The organism is Arthrobacter sp. AOP36-F1-5 (assembly GCF_058137995.1).
Genome location: NZ_CM176892.1, coordinates 1,213,929 through 1,231,134, shown reverse-complemented (window position 1 = coordinate 1,231,134; position 17,206 = coordinate 1,213,929). Strand labels below are relative to the sequence as shown.

Sequence of the window (17,206 nt, the reverse complement as noted above, 5' to 3'; positions counted from 1 at the left end):
TCAGCTCGGGTCGAGGTCGGCCATCGAGGTCGTGATCAGTTCTTCGAGCTCCTCCGCATCCGCCAACCGGGCGGGCCGGATCGTCCGCCCCTGGCCGACGTAGTAGAACGCTGCCTCGACGTCCTCCAACGGGACGTCGTGCAGGCGCGACCAGCCCAGGCGGTAGACCGCCAACTGCAGGGATTTGATCTCCAGATCCCGCCCGGTGGGTACCCGCCCGGTCTTCCAATCCACGAGTGTCCATACCGTTCTGCCGTCGGCGTCGAGCTCCTTGAACACCGCGTCGATCCGACCGCGTACGCTGACCGGTCCGACGCGGGTCTCCAACGGGACCTCGACGTAGGCCGGCTGCCGGGTCGCCCATTCCGAGGCCAGGAATTCGGTTTTCATCTCCTCCAGCCCGTACATGTCCTCCACATAGGCATCGGCCGCCCCGGGGAACTCCCCCAGGTCAAGCATCCCGGTGGAGCCGTAGTGGTCCTCGATCCAGGCGTGGAACGCGGTGCCCTTCCGGGCGGCAACACCGGGGCGTCGCGGGACCGGTCGACGCATCTGGCCCAGGACCTGTCCGGCATCGGTGGCCAGATCGACGAAAAGCGAGGCGCGCACATGCTCGGGCACCGCCGCGGTTTCCCGCGAGGCCTCCCGTTCCCGGCGGGCCGCCAACAACAACGAGGCCTCGTGGTTCCACGCTGCCCCGTCTTCGGTGGTCACCGGGGTCTCGTCGTCGGCTCCGGGGACGGCCCGTAGTTCGAGCTGCTCGTGCACCAGGGCCGCGGCGGCCTCGAGTGGGCCGCGCCGTCCCCGCGGCTTGGGCTGGGCCACCCCGGCCCGGAAGACGACGGGGCCTTCGAGCGGGTCGTAGGGCCAGCTGGATTCGAGCGGATCCTCCCGGAAGGGGTTCTGCCCGGGTGCTTGGTCGTCCTCGCACCAGACGGGGACGGTGGCCCGCGGCGTGGGGGCCTGGGCCAACGGGAGCAGCTCGTTCAGGAACACGGAGGGCCCGGTCGGTTTGGACCGCGATCCGGTCCAGACCGTACTCGAACACAGCAGCAGGTCCTTGGCCCGGGTCAGTGCGACGTAGGCCAGCCGTCGTTCCTCGTTTTCCCCGTGGGCCAGGACGTCATCACGGAATATCGCTTCGGCGACGACGGCTTCGAAGAGGCTGGGCTGATCGGTATCCCATTGGGGCAGGTCGTGCCGGTCACCGCGCAGCGGCCAGGGCAGGGAGCCGTCTTCCTTGGTCCATCGGGAGTCGGTCGAGGAGGGGAAGATGCCCTCGTTCATTCCCGGGATCGCCACGACATCCCATTCCAATCCCTTGGAAGCGTGGATGGTCAATAGTTGCACGGCTTCGCTACTGGCTTCCTGCTGGACGATCTCCAGACCGCCTTCCTTGGCTGCGGCAGCATCCAGCCAGACCAGGAATCCGCTCAGATCGGCTCCCAGGTCAGTATCGGAATATCCGGCGGCGACCTCGGCGAACGCGTCGAGGTGGCGTCGTGCCGTATGGATACCGACGCCGGGTTTGGCGGCGACCTCGATGTCGAGCAACAAGGTGCGTTCGACCTCATGCAGCAGGGACGGCAGATCGTCGTCGGCGAAGCTGCGCAGATAGCGGATCTCGGCTTGGAGTGTGTGCAGCCGGTCCAGGGCGGTGGAGGTCAGGCTCCGTCCGGCCGAGGACGTCCACTCCGGTGGGGGGAGCCGATCGAGCGCTTCGACGAGACTGGCTTCCTCGGCCAGCTCGCTGCGGGCTTCGGTTTGGCTGTCCACCGCGGCACTGTCCGCGGTGGTGGTATCGATGTCGCGGGCCTCGCGGATGGCTGCTTCACGGCGTCGGGCCAGGAACCGGGACCAATCGGCAAAGGCCATCAGGTCGGCGGGGCCCAGCCTCCAGCGGGCACCGGCGAGCAACCGCAACAGGGCATCGGAGCGCAGCGGGTCCACCAGGACCCGCAGCGTCGAGACGAGATCGACGATTTCCGGCATGGCCAGCAGCCCGCCCAACCCGACGATCTCGTAGGGGATGTCGCGCTGGGTCAGGGCCTCGGCGATGCCCGCCAGGGCGGCCCGGGTCCGGCACAGGACGGCCATGGTCGGATGGCGCCCGAACGCCGAGGTGAACGCCCCGCGTTCGCTCAGGAGGCGGCCTGCGAGAGCAGTTGCCTCCTCGGCACTCGTGGCAAAGCGGGCGAGTTCGACCCGGCCGGTTCCGGCGAAGGGGCTGTGGACCAGCGCGGGGACGGCGATGGAACCCGAGGCCCGGTTCGGGTCTTCACGGTTCAGCGGGGCCGATACGGCGTTGGCGGCTTCGAGGACGTTCACCGAGTTGCGCCAGGCGGTGGTCAGGAACGCCACCGCCGAGGGGGTGGGCCTGCCGTCGGGACCGGTGGCCGGGAACTCCTGGGGGAAGCGGAAGAGTTGGCCGGCCGAGGCCCCCCGGAAACCATAGATCGACTGGTTGGGGTCCCCGACGGCCGTGACCGCATGGCCTCCGGTGAACAGTTGTGAGAACAGCACCATCTGGGCGTGGGACGTGTCCTGGAACTCGTCCAGGAGCACGACCTTGAACCGGTCTCGTTCAACCTCCCCCGCCGTGGGTACGGTTCTGGCTATACGGGCGGCCAGGGCCACCAGGTCCCCATAGTCCAGGACATTGCGTTCGGCCTTCGCCCGGGCATACCGCACGGCAAGATCCGCCACCGTGGCCCGGGTCCTGAGCTTGTCCAGGAGCTTGAGGGCGGGTTGGGAGGGCTTGGCTTCCTTGCCGACGCGGTAGGGAAGCGCGGACAGATGGTCGACTTCGGCGAGTACATGGTCGCGGGCTTGGAGGGGATCCACCAGATGTTCGGCACATTCCCCGGCGAACTGCACGACCGCATCGACCAGGGTGGACTTCGCCACGCGCAGGTGTTCGTGGTCGCCGTCGTACTCCTGGACGACCTTCAGGGACAATTGCCAGGCCTGGGCGCTGCCCAGCAGCGAGGTGTCCGATTCGACCCCGATGCGCAGGCCATGATCCTGCACCAGGGCGTTGGCGTAGGAATGGTAGGTCGAGACCTCCGGTTCCAGCGGGGCATCGTCATCTCCCGGCGGGACGATCCCGCTCTCGGCCAGACGGGCCAACTGCGCCCGGATGCGTTGGGCCAGTTCCCCTGCGGCCTTGCGGGTGAAGGTGACCCCGAGGATCTCATCCGGCCTGACCAGCCCATTGGCCACGAGCCAGACCACCCGGTCGGCCATGGTCGCCGTTTTTCCGGATCCGGCGCCGGCGATCACAAGCATCGGAGCCAGTTCGGAGGAGATGATGGCCGCCTGTTCGGCGGTCGGCTGGTGCTGGCCCAGCAGTTCGGCCAGCTCCTCCGGGGTGTAGCGGCGGCCGGCAGCGGATTCCTGCTGCGGGAGTGCCAGGTCGTGCTCGTGGTTCATTCGGTGACCTGCCGTCCTTCATCACATAAGGGACACACGGCCGGCAGCCGGCAGCCGCTGCCGCTGCGCCCCGCCTTGGAGGGGTCGTGCCGGGTGTGGAATTCGTTGCCGGCCATCAACCGGGCGGCGCTCAGTACCAGTGGGGTGGCCCAGTCCTCGGCTCCGACGGGGTCCTGGGCTTGCTCCCCCGGGCTCTTGGTCGTGGTACCCAACTGGACCAGGGCGGCGCCGCCGGGCTGCTGGGGCAGCTCCGCGCCCAACCCCCCGGCCAACACGGCGGCCTGGTAGCTGCCCAGTTGGGGGTTGCGTTCGACGTCGGCCTTCGTCGGCGCGGATTTCCCGGTTTTGAGGTCGATCACGTAGGCGCGGCCGTCCGCGTCGACCTCCAGCCGATCGATGACCCCGCGCAGCCGGACGGTGATCTCTGCATCGGCGATTTCGACGTCGAAGGACTGCTCCCTGGCCAGCAGCGTGCGGTCATGGCTCCGCATGAGGATCGCGTATTGGGCGAGTTTGCGCAGCATCGTTTCGGCCCGCTCGTGGTCCTTCGCGGTTTCCCAGTTCGAGGGCAGATCCAGATCCGGCCAGCGGCGGTCCAGTTCCTCCAGGTATTCGTTCCCGGTGGCGGCCGGCAGGTCCTCGGCGATCGCATGCACCAGGGTCCCCAGACTGCGGGCCAGATCCGTCGCCGGTTCCCCTCCCGCGGCCTGGACGAACCAGTCGAGCGGGGATTCCAAGGCAGCCTGGACCCGCGAGGGTGAGACCCGGACCGGCTCGCCCTCGGGGTTCACCGGGGCGTCGGTGCTCGTCGGCTTGAGCCCCCACCACTGGGCGGGGGCTGCTCCGCGGACGTGTTCGGGCTGATCCGCCAATCGGGCCAGGACGGCTGCCGCGTCGATGGCTGCCGGTCCCGGGTCCGTGGCGGTGCTGCCGGCTTCCAGACGCTGGCGCAACAAGGCGACCAGGGAGGCCAACGTGCGTTCACGCGGCACCGCGGTGATCGGTCGCGGGGTTTCCTGGGAGGTCCAGGGCAGGACCAGATCCAGGAACTGGGAGGGTTGCTGGTCCTCGGAAGCGACCCCGAGGCACACCAATCCGTCCCGGGCGCGGGATAGCGCGCTGGCGAAGGTGCGCAGTTCGTCGGCCCGGGTGGCCTTCAATCGGGTGGCAGGGTCACGCTGGCGCAGGATGGCCGGTCCGTGTTCGATGACATCGGCCAGGGCGCTGCTGCCCAGCAGTTCCCCCCGAAGGCGCGTATTGGGCCAGATCCCCTCCTGAAGTCCGGGCACCAGTACCAGATCCCATTCGTGGCCGACCGCACCGGCGGGGGTGGTCACCGCGACGGAGGCGCCGTTGCCCCCGCGGGAGGCCAGGGTGTCCATCGGCAGTTCCTGGCTGAGCACGTGATCGGCGAACTGGCCAACCGTCGAGCCGGGAAGCTGGTCCACGAAACGTTCCGCGGCCTGGAACAGCGCCATCAACGCGTCGAGATCATGATCGGCCCGGGCCCCCGCGGCCCCGCCATCCAGGGCGGCCTGACGCCAGGTGTTTTCCATTCCGGAGGCCGACCACAGGGCCCAGAGGGCGGTCTCGGCGTTGGCGGTGGGTACCGCGAGTTCGGCGACCAGCGCGGTGAGCATCCGTCCCAGTCGTTCGGCGCCGCGACCTTCCCGGCCCAGGCCGCCGAGGGCCTGCGGATCGGTGAAGATCCCGCGCAGTAGTTCGGTGCTGGAGCGTCGTCCTCCGGCCACGCGTTCGCGGCGGCGCAGGACTTGTCGGAGCCGACGGATGTCCAAGGCGGTGGAGGCCCCGTAGCGCGAGGAGAGCAGGGCCTCGACGACCCCGGCATCCGGAAGGTATGCCGCCGGTTCCGGGGCCGGCTCCCCGGTTCCTTCGCTCCCGTCGGGACCCCCCGCCGTGTCCAAGGCCACGCGCAGGAGGGTCAGCAACGGGCGCACCGCCGGTTCCTCCCGCAACGGCACCTCCGCCTGCGGGACGTCCACGGCAATGCCCTGGCTCGCCAGATGACGGGAAACCTCGGCGACCAGACCACCATTGCGGACGATGACGGCCATCGAGTCCAGGGACCGGCCGCGCATCAGGTGTTCTTCCAGGAGCCGCTGGGTCACCAGCCGTAGCTCGTGGACGGGTGATTCGACCAGATGGACTTCCACCGCTTCCCGCTCGTCGTCTCCGGTCGGCGCCTGCGGGCGCTCCACGAGTCGGCGCCCCGAGTGGCCCGTGGTGACCGGGATGCGTCCGGCCACCCGCGTCCAGGCCTCGGCGATCGCCGGGTTCATCCTCCATGAGGTCCCCAGTTCGATCCGCTCGGCGGGGTTCCTATCGGTTCCGTAATCGCCTTCGAACCGGCCCAGCAGGTCGGGACGCGCGCCCCGGAACCCCAGGACGGCATTATCCGGGGCGGCGAAGGCCAGCAGGTCACGCCCGGCGGCCAGCAACCGCAGCAGCCGGTGCTGGGCGGGGTTGGCCTCCTGCAGGTCGTCCACCACGATCAAGGACAGGCGCTGGCATTCCTCCTCGAGGAGTTCCTCATGGTCCTCGAGCAGGTCGGCGGCGGCGGTGATCAGCCCTGCCGGGTCGAAGGCCTCGCTGGAGCCGAGGTCGAGCAGGTCACGGTATTCCTGGTAGAGCGCGGCGGAGGCGGTCCATTCGGGCCGCAGGCAGCGTTCCCCCAGTTCCTCCAGGTCCCCGGCCTCCACCCCGTATTCGGCCAGCCGGTCGAAGAGTTCACGGATCTCCTTGCGGAATCCGCGGGTCCCGATGGCTTCGCCCAGCGACTCCGGCCAGGCGGGGCCCGCGGTGATGCCGTCGGCATGCCCCGCCAGCAACTGGGCGATCAGGGTGTCCTGTTCGGGGCCGGAGAGCAGCCGTGGGGGGCGCTCGACGGCGGGCAGGTACCCCAGCAGCCGGGCCCTGCGGATGAGATCGAAGGCGTAGGCCGCCCAGGTGCGTACCGCAGGTTCGGAAAACGTCGTATCCGTCGCTGCCGAGAGCCGATCGCGCAGATCGGCTGCCGCGGACCGGGACGGGGCGATGGCCAGGAGGTGTTCGGGCCGGTGCCCGGCGGCGAGCCTGCGCACGACGACGTCGAGCAACGCCGTGCTCTTCCCGGTCCCCGGTGCTCCCAGGACAAGCACCGGGCCGTGGCCGGGGACCAGCTCACGGAGGCGTTGCCGGGAACTTTCTGCGGTGTCCTCGACGGTTTCCATGGACTCCATCAGAGCATGCGCCCCCGTCGCTTTGGCGCGGCCTCCTCCACGACGGTCGCCGACGCCAGGACCGCGGCGACTTCGTCGAGGAGCGCGAAGGCCTCCTCGTCGGGTTGCCAGCGGGCCACCGGGACGCGGACCCGTCCGTGGCGAAGCGGGATCGATTCGTCGATCCAGTGCGGGATGGCCCTGGCCTGCAGATCGGCCGGCAGGGTTCCGTCGGCGCGCAGCACCCGCCACCAGGGCAGGGCGCCGTCGGACCGGGCCATCGCGGCGCCGACCTGACGGGGGCCACCGGCGCCGAGCAGCTCGGCAATGTCCCCGTAGGTCAGCACGGCCCCCGCAGGGATGTGACAGGCCAGCCGATGGACGGCCCGGGCATATTCGGCTGACATGGTTCCAGTTTAGGCGGGCCGGCGCCATATCGTCGGCAGCTGACGATACCGTGGGGACATGGATAACTGGCATGAGCTCCCCCGCGCAGCATTCGACCTCGAGACCACCGGCAAGGATCCGCAGGAGGCACGCATCGTGACCGCCTCCGTCGTGATCGTCAATGGCCGGCAGGAGATCATCAACCACCGGGAGTGGCTCGTGAACCCCGGAGTGCCGATCCCCGAGGAGGCCGCCGCAGTGCACGGGGTGAGCACGGAGCAGGCCGTTGCCTCCGGGCAGGATCCCGCCACTGCCATCGCCGAGATTTCCGCTCATCTGCGCGACTTGTTCCAGACCATGCCGGTGCTGGCCTTCAATGCCGGATATGACTTCACCGTCCTGGCCCGGGAATCGGAACGCCAGGGGGTTCCCGCCCTGGAGCCGGCCCCGGTGATCGATCCGTTCATCATCGACAAGCATGTCGATAAGTACCGTCGGGGCAAGCGCACGCTCACGGCGATGTGCGAGCACTATGGCATCCCGTTGAACAACGCCCACTCCTCGGCCGCCGACGCGGCGGCGACCGTTGGGGTGGCCGATGCCCAGGTCGCGAAGTACGCACGGGTCCTGTCCGTGGATCCCGCCGAGCTGCACCGGTTGCTGATCGGATGGGCTGCCGAGCAGGCCGCGAGCCTGCAGGAATTCTTCCGCCGCAAGGATCCGACGGCGGTCGTGGACGGCACCTGGCCGGTCCGCTGACCCCCAGTCAGGGGGTCGGTGGCCGGACCAGCGGGGCCGGCGCACGATCCCATAGTGGGACATATCACTTAATTTTCCGGAAGTGGGCGTCGCCGGACGGATGGGGCCGTTCTTAGAGCGCGTCGGGTTCATATCGCATGGGCTCGGACCAAAACCGCATTCTCGTGAAGTTTCTTCGCCAGGACCCAATATTTCGATATGTGAATTCGATTTCGTGAAGCACGCAGGGGTTGATCAAATGGATTCATTCGATTGTTGGTGTCCATTTCGGGACACCGTTCACTTCCAGCCGGAAAGAACCCCTGTATGCCTAAATTCCAGTTGCCCCTTGCGAAATTTGCAGCCCTCGCGGCGGTGACCGCCCTCGGGTTGAGCGCCTGCGGCGGAACCTCCGAAGCATCGTCCAGTCTGCCGGATGACATCACGACGGTGACCATCGGTGTGGCCGACGGCGCCGAGCCCTACTGGCAGGTCTACAAGAAGGTCGTGAAGGAAGAGACTGGCGTGGACGTCGAGTTCAAGAACTTCTCCGACTACAACCAGCCCAACCCGGCCTTGGACCAGAAACAACTGGATCTCAACGAGTTCCAGCATCTGCAGTACCTGGCCACCTACAACACGAAGAACGACAAGGATCTGCAGCCCATCGGGGGCACTGCCGTCTACCCGCTGCCGTTGTACTCCACGCAGTACTCCTCCACCGAGGAGATCCCGAAGGGATCGGAGATCGCCATTCCGAACGACCCGGTGAACCTGGCCCGTTCGCTGATCGTGTTGGAGGCCGCGGGACTCGTGGAGGTCGAGGGCGGCGCCGATTCCACGTCGACCCCGACCGATGTGGACACGGCAGCCTCCAAGGTCAAGGTGGTCACCGTCGATGCCAAGATGACCGCACAGAACCTGGACTCGTTGGCCGGTGCCGTCGTGAACAACAACTACGCTGCGGCAGCGGACCTCAGCGATGACGACATCATCGCCCAGGACGATCCGGAGGCGGACTCGACGAAGCCGTACATCAATGCGTTCGTCGCCCGCGATGCCGACAAGACGAACCCCACGCTGCTCGAGGTCGCCAAGCTCTACCACGACCCCGAGGTCGTCGAGGCGATCAAGAAGGATCTGGGCACCGGTGGCGTATTCAGGGAGAACAGCGGTGAGGACCTGCAGTCCGCCCTGGCGACCATCGAGGAGAACATGAAGGCCGATTCCCAGTAGTCCCCCGGCCCCCCTTCGAACCGAGTCAGCACGGCTGCGGCACCGGACACCCCGGGGCCGCAGCCGGCATGGCTTCGAGGGCCCCGCCATCATCCTCCGCGAGAAAGGACCTGCGATGCCATCCATCGTCAGTTTCCGCCAGGTCTCCAAGGCCTACCCGGGCCGCGGCGCCGCCAAGGGTACCCCCGTCCACGCGCTCCGAGACATCACCTTCGATATCCAGCAGGGCTCCATCACCGGGGTCATCGGCTACTCCGGGGCGGGAAAAAGCACCCTGGTCCGTCTGATCAACGCCCTGGAGCTGCCCACCGGAGGCAGCCTGGACGTCAACGGACGAGAACTCACCGGCATGAACGAGAAGGATCTGCGGGGGTTGCGCGGCGGCATCGGCATGATCTTCCAGCAGTTCAACCTCTTCACCTCGCGCTCGGTGGCCAAGAACGTCGAGTACCCGCTCATCGTCGCCGGCTGGCCGAAGGAGCAACGCGTGGCCCGGGTCGCCGAATTATTGGAATTCGTCGGGATCTCCGAGAAGGCCAGGCAGTTCCCCAGCCAGCTCTCCGGCGGTCAGAAGCAGCGCGTGGGCATTGCCCGGGCCCTGGCCACCAACCCGGAGCTCCTGCTGGCCGACGAGGCCACCAGTGCGCTGGACCCCGAAACAACCACCGAGGTGTTGGCCCTGCTCAAACGGGTCAACGAGGAGTTCGGCACCACCATCGTGGTCATCACCCATGAAATGCACGTCGTCCGCTCGATCTGCGACCACGTGGCCGTCATGGAACAAGGCGCCCTGCTCGAACACGGCCCCGTCTACGACGTCTTCGCCTTCCCGGAGAACCCGGCCACGCAGAAGTTCATCAGCAGCACCATCGCCGACCGGCCCAGCCCGGAAACCGTGGCCCGCCTGCAGGTGCTGCATCCGGGACGCCTGGTCAGCATCACGATCTCCGAGGCCCCCGGGGCCGGGGCCGGAACCAACCAACGGGAGATCTCCTCGCTCCTGGCCTCCTATCCGGCGGTCCATGATTCGGTGGTCTACGGTTCCGTCACCGAAATCGCCCAACGCCCCTTCGGGTCCCTGACGTACGTCCTGGAAGGACCCGAGGCCGATGTCGATGCCGTCGTCGAAGGCCTGTCGAAGATCACCACCGTCCAGCAATGGCCCGCGTCGACCCCGGCCGGCCCCGAGGCCGAAGGAGCGAAGCAATGATCGAATGGGGCACCCTCGGACCGCTATTGGTCTCATCCATCGAACAGACCCTCTACATGGTCATCATCACCATGGTCCTCGGCGGGATCCTGGGGCTGCTGATCGGCATCCTGCTCTACGCCACCCGGCCGGGGAACATCCTGGCCAACACCGTGGTGTTCAACGTGCTGAACTTCGTGATCAACCTGGTCCGGCCGATCCCGTTCATCATCTTCATCTCCCTGGTCGGTCCGTGGACCCTACAGGTCATCGGCACCTCCATCGGCACCAATGCGGCGATCTTCCCCATGACCCTGATGACCGCCGTGGTCCTGGGGCGCATCGTGGAACAGAACCTCGTCGGGGTCGATCCCGGAGTCGTCGAGGCGGCCCGGGCCATGGGTTCCAGCCGTAGCAGGGTGCTCTTCGACGTCGTCCTGCGCGAATCGATCGCGCCGCTGGTGCTGGGCTATACGTTCATCTTCATCGGGGTCGTGGACATGTCCGCCGTGGCCGGATACATCGGCGGCGGTGGCCTGGGCGACCTGGCCATCACCTACGGCTACCAGCAGTTCAACTATGCGGTCACCCTGCTGGCCGTGGGCGTCATCGTCGTGATCGTCCAACTGGCCCAGCTGTTGGGCAATGCCCTGGCCAAGCGCATGCTGCACCGCTGAGCACTCCCGGCGCACACACAGGCGGCGTTCGACTCCCTCCTCGGGGGAGTCGAACGCCGCCTGTGTGTGCGGTCTCCACCGGGGTGGACCGGCGTGCCTCTATGCCTGCGGCACCGCTGCCGCGGCGGCCCGGGCGGCGGCCGGCAAGGCACCGATGATGCGTTCCATGGCCGCGTCGTCATGCGCCGCCGAGAGGAACCAGGCCTCGAAGACGCTCGGGGGCAGGTAGACCCCGGAGTCCAGCATGGAGTGGAAGAACGGGGCGTAGCGGAAGGCCTGCTGGCCCTGCGCCTGCTCGTAATCGTGCACCCCGTGCTCGGAGGTCCCGAAGGCCACGGAGAAGAGGTTCCCGGCGGTTTGGATGGAAAGGTCCAGCCCGGCGCCGTCGAACGCCTGCCGCACCGCGGCCTGCAGTTCGATGCTGCGGGCGTCCACGTGGGCGTAGACCTCGGCGGTGGCATGGGTCAGCGTCGCGATGCCGGCGGCCATCGCCACCGGGTTCCCGGAGAGGGTTCCCGCCTGGTAGACCGGGCCCAGCGGGGACAGGTGGTCCATGACCTCGGCCCGGCCGCCCAGGGCGGCGGTCGGCAGTCCACCGCCGATGACCTTGCCGAACGTGAACAGATCCGGGGTCCAGCCTTCTCCGGCCCCGGTCAGGCCCCAATAGCCGCCGGGTCCGGTACGGAACCCGGTGAGGACCTCGTCCAGGATCAGCAGGGATCCGTGGGCGGCGGTGATCCGCGACAGGGCGGCGTTGAAGCCCTCGGAGGGGGTCACCACCCCCATGTTGGCCGGCGCCGCCTCGGTGATCACGGCGGCGATGCGTTCCCCGTGCTTGACGAAGGCCGCCTCGACGGCGGCGACGTCGTTATAGGGCAGCACCAGGGTCTCGGCAGCGGTCGCCGCGGTGACCCCGGCGGAACCGGGTAGCGCCAGGGTGGCCAGACCGGAGCCGGCTGCGGCCAGCAGTCCATCCAGGTGCCCGTGGTAGCAACCGGCGAACTTCACGATCAGATCGCGGCCGGTGTAGCCGCGGGCCAGCCGGACGGCCGTCATCGTCGCCTCGGTGCCGGTGGAGACCATGCGCAGGCGTTCGACGGCGGGAACCCGATCGCTGACGAGCCGGGCCAGTCCTGCCTCGTCGGGGGTCGAGGCCCCGAAGGACAGGCCACGATCCACCGCGGCGTGCACGGCTTCCTGGACGGCGGGATGCCTGTGGCCCAGCAGGGCCGGGCCCCAGGAGCAGACCAGGTCCACGTAGTCGTTCCCGTCGGCATCGGTGAGGTGGGCGCCGTCGGCGGCCACGATGAACGGGGGCACGCCGCCGACCGAGCCGAAGGCCCGGACCGGGGAGCTCACTCCCCCGGGCATCAGACCCCGGGCGGTGTCGAAGAGTTCCTGTGAGGTGCTCATGCGTGGTTTCCTTCCTTCAGCCAGCCGGCGAGTTCGGCGGCCCAATAGGTCAAGACGGTGTCGGCGCCGGCACGGCGGATCGACAGGACGGATTCGGTGACGGCGGCGCGACGGTCGATCCAGCCGTTGGCGGCGGCGGCTTCGATCATCGCGTACTCGCCGGAGATCTGGTAGGCCGAGACCGGGACCGGCGACATGGCGGCGACGTCGGCGAGGACATCGAGGTAGCTCATGGCCGGTTTGACCATGACCAGATCCGCGCCCTCCTGAAGGTCCAGTTCGACCTCGTGGATGGCTTCCCGACGGTTGGAGGCATCCATCTGGTAGGTACGCCGGTCCCCGCTCAACTGCGAATCCACGGCCTCCCGGAAGGGCCCGTAGAACGCCGAGGCGTATTTCGCCGCGTAGGCCAGCACCGAGGTGTCGGCCAACCCGGCCCCGTCCAGGGCCTGCCGGATGACGGCGACCTGGCCGTCCATCATTCCCGAGGGGGCGACCATATGGGCCCCGGCCTCGGCTTGGGCGACGGCCATCTGCGCGTAGATCGCCAGGGTGGCGTCGTTGTCCACGCGACCCTCGGAGTCCAGGACCCCGCAGTGCCCGTGGTCGGTGAATTCGTCCAGGCAGAGATCGGACATGATCACGATGTCGTCGCCGACCTCGGCCCGCACGTCGGCGATGGCGCGGTTCAGGACCCCGTCGGGGTCGATCCCCGCGCTTCCGGAGGCATCGCGTCGGGCGGGGACCCCGAACATCATGAACCCGCCCAGCCCCAGTTCGACGGCTTCGACGGCGGCGCGTTTGAGCGAATCGGTGGTGTGCTGCACGACCCCGGGCATGGAGCTGATCGGCTGTGGTTCGGTGAGGTCCTCCCGGATGAACGTGGGAAGGATCAGGTGGCGGGGGGCCAGGTCGACTTCTGCGACGAGCCGGCGCATGGCGGGGGTGGTCCGTAGCCGGCGGGGCCGGTGGGCGGGGAAAGACATTGTGGCCTTCAGCTTTCTGCCCCGGATGGCGTGTGGGGCGTTCGTGGTCTGCGGGTGGGGTTCGGGGGGGTCAGTCGGAGCCGGGCGTGCCGGCGGGGCTCCCCGGGGGCGACGGGTCATGCACGGCGGATTCCCAGGCGTCGGCCAGTCCAACCGGGGTGGGGGTGGCGGCGATGGCCGCCGGCTCCCAGCCGTTGCGACGCAGCTCCTCGGCGGTGGAGTCCCCGATCGCGATGGCGACCACCCGATCCGGTGGGGTGCCGACCAGTCCCAGATAGCGTCTGACGATGCTCGGGGAGGTGAACAGGACGGCGTCCACTGCGGCGGGGGCGCCCCCGCTCCGGGTCAAGGCCGCCGGTTCCACCAGCGGGGCGGGTACCGGTTCGGCGTCTGCGGCGTGCAGCCGACGGGACGCCTCGGCCGGGGCGTCGACGGTGCGGTAGGCGGTGACGACCAGGGCGTCGGCACCCCATTCGCGCATGCCGTCGGCCAGGGTGGTGGAGGCGATATCTGCTTGCGGCATGAAGACATCGCTTGCGGGCCCCGGGCGGGCGGGCGCCGGCCATTCGGCCAGCATGCCACGCGCCGAATGGTCGCCGGCGGGCGCGAAGTCCACGGTCAGTCCCGCCGCACCGGCGGCACGGGCCGTGGCCTCGCCGACGACGGCGATCCGGGTCCGTTCCGGTACGGGGATCCCGGTTCCGCCCAGGCCCAGGGCGGCACAGCGTTGCTGCAAGGCCAGCACCGTGGTGCGGGAGGTGAGCAGGAGCCAGTCGAATCCCCCCTCGGCCAGGCGTAAGAGCCCGTCGTCGACCCCGGTGGTGTCCTGCGGCAGTTCGAAGTCGATCAGCGGGCACAGCACGGTGGCCGCGCCGCGGGAGGCCAGTTCGGCCACGGTGGCCGCGGCCCGGTCCGCGCTGCGCAACAGCAGCGCGGACCGTCCGGCCAGCCGCTGGAGTTCGGGCACCTAGAGGCCTGCCATCCGGGCGGCTCCGGCGTCGAGCAGTTCCTCGGCCAGCCGGATCCCCAGGGTGCGCGCCCCCTCGAGGTCGAGGCGCCCGGTGGTGGCGCTGCGACGGATCCATTCACTGCCATCGGGGGCACACGCGACACCATCCAGTGTCAGCTCGCCGTCGACGATGCGGGCCAGGGCGCCGACCGGGGCCGAGCAACCGGCCTCGAGCCGACCCAGCAGCGCCCGTTCGGCGGTGATGGTCATCCGGGTTTCGGGATCGTCCAGGACCTTCAGGGCCGCGTCGACCTCGGCGTTGCCGGTACCCCCGGCGCGGACCTCCACGGCCAAGGAGCCCTGACCGGGGGCCGGGAGCATGATCCCCGGATCCAGGTACTCGGTGATGTGTTCGCCCAGGCCCAGCCGTTCGAGTCCCGCGGCAGCCAGGACCACGGCGTCCAGGTCGCCTTGGACCCCACGCCCGACACCGCCGTCGTCCTCGGGAGTGGCCGAACCGGCCACCCGGCCCAGCCGGGTGCCGACGTTGCCGCGGATGCCCACGATCTGCAGGTCGGGCCGGGCGACCTTCAGCTGGGCGCCACGACGCGGGGATCCGGTACCGACCTTGGCTCCGTGCGGGAGCTGGTCGAGCCGGAGTCCGTCCCGGGCACATAACGCGTCCCGGACGTCGACCCGTGTCGGGGTGGCCGCGATGACCAGGTCCCCGGGTTGGGCCGTGGGCAGGTCCTTGAGCGAATGGATGGCCACATCGCAGCCGCCCTCGAGCAAGGACATGCGTAGCGCCGCGGCGAAGACCCCGGTGCCTCCCAGCTGGGACAAGGGGCCGGAGGTGACGTCGCCCTCGGTTTTGACCCGGATCAGTTCATGGCCCTGTCCGGAGGCCGCGCTCAGGGCGTCGGCGACGGTCCTCGTCTGGGTCATCGCCAGTGCCGACCCCCGGGTGCCGACGCGGAAGCCCGGCTCCGACGCCGGGCCCGGTCCGTTCAGTTCCTCGCTCACGATGCGGGCACCCCCACCTCGGAGTCCACCGCGGCAATGGTCGGTTTGATCGTGCCGTCCCGCATGACCTTGGAGCAGCAGTCGGGACGGCAGACGTCGAACCAGGGGCCGAGGGCCACCTCGCTCTCCCGGCCCTGCAGCAAGGCCGTGCCGTCCGGTCCCGCCAGGCGTTCGGAGACCATGTCCACGATGCCGCGCACGAACTTCTGGTGCGTGCCCGGGGTGGCCACCCGGTTGAACGCCAGGCCCAGTTCCGCGCAGGTGTCCTTGGCCTCGGTGTCCAGGTCCCAGAGGACCTCCATGTGGTCAGAGACGAAGCCGATCGGGACCACGACCACGCCGCCGGTGCCTTCCTGGCGGTAGTCGGCCAGGGCGTCGTTGATATCCGGTTCCAACCACGGGGTGGCCGGGGAGCCCGAACGGGACTGGAACACCAGTGAATGCTCCAGCCCTGCGGCCTCGGGGACCTGGGCCAGGATGGCCTGGCCCACGGCCAGGTGCTGGGCCGAATACACGTCCGTGTCCAGGGTGGGGGCCAGATCGCGGGGGCCGGCCGCTTCGGCGTCGGAGAGCGGGATGGAGTGGGTGACGAAGACGACCCGTACCGGGGCGTCGGGGGTGCCCGCCTCGGCCAGCTGGGAGCGCACGTCGGCCAGTCCGGCGGAGAGCCCCTCGGCGAAGGGGTCCACGAATCCCGGGTGGTCGAAGTACTGGCGGACCTTATCGACCTCGAGGATGCCCTCGAGCCCGGTTTCGCGTAAGGCCACGCCCAGGTCCTCACGGTATTGGCGGCAGCTGGAGTAGCTGGAATAGGCGCTGGTGGAGAACATCAGCACCCGGCGGTGTCCGTCTTGGTGGAGCTGCTTCAGCGTTTCGGGGATGTAGGGGTCCCAGTTGCGGTTGCCCCAGTAGACGGGGACCTCGATCCCACGGGAGGCCAGTTCGGCCTCCATCGCCGACTTCAACGCCCGGTTCTGCGCGTTGATCGGGCTGATGCCGCCGTTGGCCCGGTAGTGGGTGGCGACCTCTTCGAGCCGCTCGTCGGGGATCCCGCGGCCCCGGGTGACGTTGCGCAGGAACGGAATCACGTCCTCCTGGCCTTCGGGCCCGCCGAAGGAGGCCAGCAGGATGGCGTCATAGGGTTTGGGGGCCATCCGCCCCGCGGCGTCGTAGCCTTCACGCGGGTCGAAGGACTGCTCGTTCGGCCGGCTCATCGCAGGACCTCGGCCACCTCGGCGGAGCTGATGCGCTTGCCGGTGTAGAAGGGGATCTCCTCGCGGACATGGTTGCGGGCCTCGGTGTAGCGCAGGTGGCGCATCAAATCGACCAGGTCGATCAGTTCGGGGGCTTCCAGACCCAGCAGCCACTCCCAGTCGCCCAGGGCGAAGGAGGCGACGGTGTTGGCCTGGACCTGCGGGAAGTCCCGGCCCAGCATGCCGTGGTCGCGCAGCATCTTGCCGCGTTCCTCGCCCTCGAGCAGGTACCACTCGTAGGAGCGGACGAAGGGGTAGAAGCAGAGCCACTTCTGCGGCTCCTTGCCCAGGGCGAAGGACGGGGAGTGGTTCTTGGTGAATTCCGCGTCGCGGTGCACGCCCATGGCGGAGAAGACCAGGGTGGTTTCGGCGAAGAGGTAGGTGCGGCGGATCTTGCGCACGGCCGCCTGCAGGTCATCGGGGGTGGACCCGTGCAACCACACCATGATGTCGGCGTCGTTGCGCATCCCCGACACGTCGTAGGTGCCGCGCAGCACGACGCCGGCGGCGGCGAGTTCGGCGACGAGGGCGTCGAAGGCCTCGACGCCTTCACTGCGGTCCAGGTCGGAATCGCGCTTGAACACGGTCCACAGGGTATAGAAGAGCTCTTCCTCCGGGGCGTCTGGGGTGCCGGTTTCGGTGGTGGAAGGTGCTTGGCTCAAGGTGTGGCCTCAACTTTCTGCTGCTGGATATTTCGATGGGGTC

Annotated in this window: 13 protein-coding genes; 4 read left to right on the top strand and 9 right to left on the bottom strand. The window is 68.8% G+C overall.

Translation table 11 applies throughout. The features are described from left to right. Genes AC3ZI9_RS05675 through AC3ZI9_RS05665 form a run of 3 tightly spaced genes read right to left on the bottom strand, consistent with a single transcriptional unit; the run spans nucleotide 1 to nucleotide 7,057 of the window. Complete coding sequence (locus AC3ZI9_RS05675; RefSeq protein WP_489923952.1) at nucleotides 1–3,432, bottom strand: ATP-dependent helicase; 3,432 nt, start codon at nucleotides 3,430–3,432, stop codon at nucleotides 1–3. Next, the gene (locus tag AC3ZI9_RS05670; RefSeq protein WP_489923951.1) at nucleotides 3,429–6,662 is read right to left on the bottom strand and encodes an ATP-dependent helicase; all 3,234 of its coding nucleotides are present in this window, start codon (nucleotides 6,660–6,662) and stop codon (nucleotides 3,429–3,431) included. Before AC3ZI9_RS05670 ends, AC3ZI9_RS05675 begins: the two co-directional genes overlap by 4 nt. A gap of 8 nt (nucleotides 6,663–6,670) precedes the next feature. Beyond that, the gene (locus AC3ZI9_RS05665; protein ID WP_444554339.1) at nucleotides 6,671–7,057 is read right to left on the bottom strand and encodes an MGMT family protein; all 387 of its coding nucleotides are present in this window, start codon (nucleotides 7,055–7,057) and stop codon (nucleotides 6,671–6,673) included. A 58-nt stretch (nucleotides 7,058–7,115) separates the two neighbouring features. On the opposite strand from AC3ZI9_RS05665, the gene AC3ZI9_RS05660 reads away from it, so the two are divergent. From AC3ZI9_RS05660 to AC3ZI9_RS05645, 4 genes are all read left to right on the top strand, one after another. After that, the gene (locus tag AC3ZI9_RS05660) at nucleotides 7,116–7,796 is read left to right on the top strand and encodes a 3'-5' exonuclease (RefSeq protein ID WP_444566497.1); all 681 of its coding nucleotides are present in this window, start codon (nucleotides 7,116–7,118) and stop codon (nucleotides 7,794–7,796) included. 306 nt (nucleotides 7,797–8,102) lie between these two features. Beyond that, nucleotides 8,103–9,011 (top strand): MetQ/NlpA family ABC transporter substrate-binding protein, encoded by a 909-nt coding sequence (locus AC3ZI9_RS05655; RefSeq protein WP_444554337.1) that lies wholly within the window; start codon nucleotides 8,103–8,105, stop codon nucleotides 9,009–9,011. A gap of 115 nt (nucleotides 9,012–9,126) precedes the next feature. Next, complete coding sequence (locus AC3ZI9_RS05650; RefSeq protein WP_444554336.1) at nucleotides 9,127–10,221, top strand: methionine ABC transporter ATP-binding protein; 1,095 nt, start codon at nucleotides 9,127–9,129, stop codon at nucleotides 10,219–10,221. Then, complete coding sequence (locus AC3ZI9_RS05645) at nucleotides 10,218–10,877, top strand: methionine ABC transporter permease (RefSeq protein WP_444554335.1); 660 nt, start codon at nucleotides 10,218–10,220, stop codon at nucleotides 10,875–10,877. The genes AC3ZI9_RS05650 and AC3ZI9_RS05645 overlap by 4 nt, the downstream gene beginning before the upstream one ends. Before the next feature lie 99 nt (nucleotides 10,878–10,976). Here the strand turns inward: AC3ZI9_RS05645 and hemL are convergent, their stop codons facing one another. The 6 genes from hemL to hemQ form a co-directional block, all read right to left on the bottom strand. After that, entirely contained in the window at nucleotides 10,977–12,290 is a 1,314-nt protein-coding gene (hemL, locus tag AC3ZI9_RS05640) for a glutamate-1-semialdehyde 2,1-aminomutase (protein ID WP_489923950.1), read from the bottom strand. Further along, the gene (gene hemB / locus AC3ZI9_RS05635) at nucleotides 12,287–13,276 is read right to left on the bottom strand and encodes a porphobilinogen synthase (protein WP_444555727.1); all 990 of its coding nucleotides are present in this window, start codon (nucleotides 13,274–13,276) and stop codon (nucleotides 12,287–12,289) included. The genes hemL and hemB overlap by 4 nt, the downstream gene beginning before the upstream one ends. 70 nt (nucleotides 13,277–13,346) lie before the next feature. Continuing rightward, entirely contained in the window at nucleotides 13,347–14,243 is an 897-nt protein-coding gene (locus AC3ZI9_RS05630) for a uroporphyrinogen-III synthase (protein ID WP_444555726.1), read from the bottom strand. Then, nucleotides 14,244–15,170, bottom strand: a complete 927-nt coding sequence (hemC, locus tag AC3ZI9_RS05625) for a hydroxymethylbilane synthase (protein ID WP_489924022.1) — start codon at nucleotides 15,168–15,170, stop codon at nucleotides 14,244–14,246. A gap of 74 nt (nucleotides 15,171–15,244) precedes the next feature. Further along, on the bottom strand, nucleotides 15,245–16,462 hold the full coding sequence (locus AC3ZI9_RS05620) for a ferrochelatase (RefSeq protein WP_444555724.1): 1,218 nt from the start codon (nucleotides 16,460–16,462) through the stop codon (nucleotides 15,245–15,247). Further along, a complete protein-coding gene (hemQ, locus tag AC3ZI9_RS05615) occupies nucleotides 16,459–17,163 on the bottom strand; it encodes a hydrogen peroxide-dependent heme synthase (RefSeq protein ID WP_444555723.1) in 705 nt (234 codons plus the stop codon). The genes AC3ZI9_RS05620 and hemQ overlap by 4 nt, the downstream gene beginning before the upstream one ends. Nucleotides 17,164–17,206 lie beyond the last annotated feature (43 nt).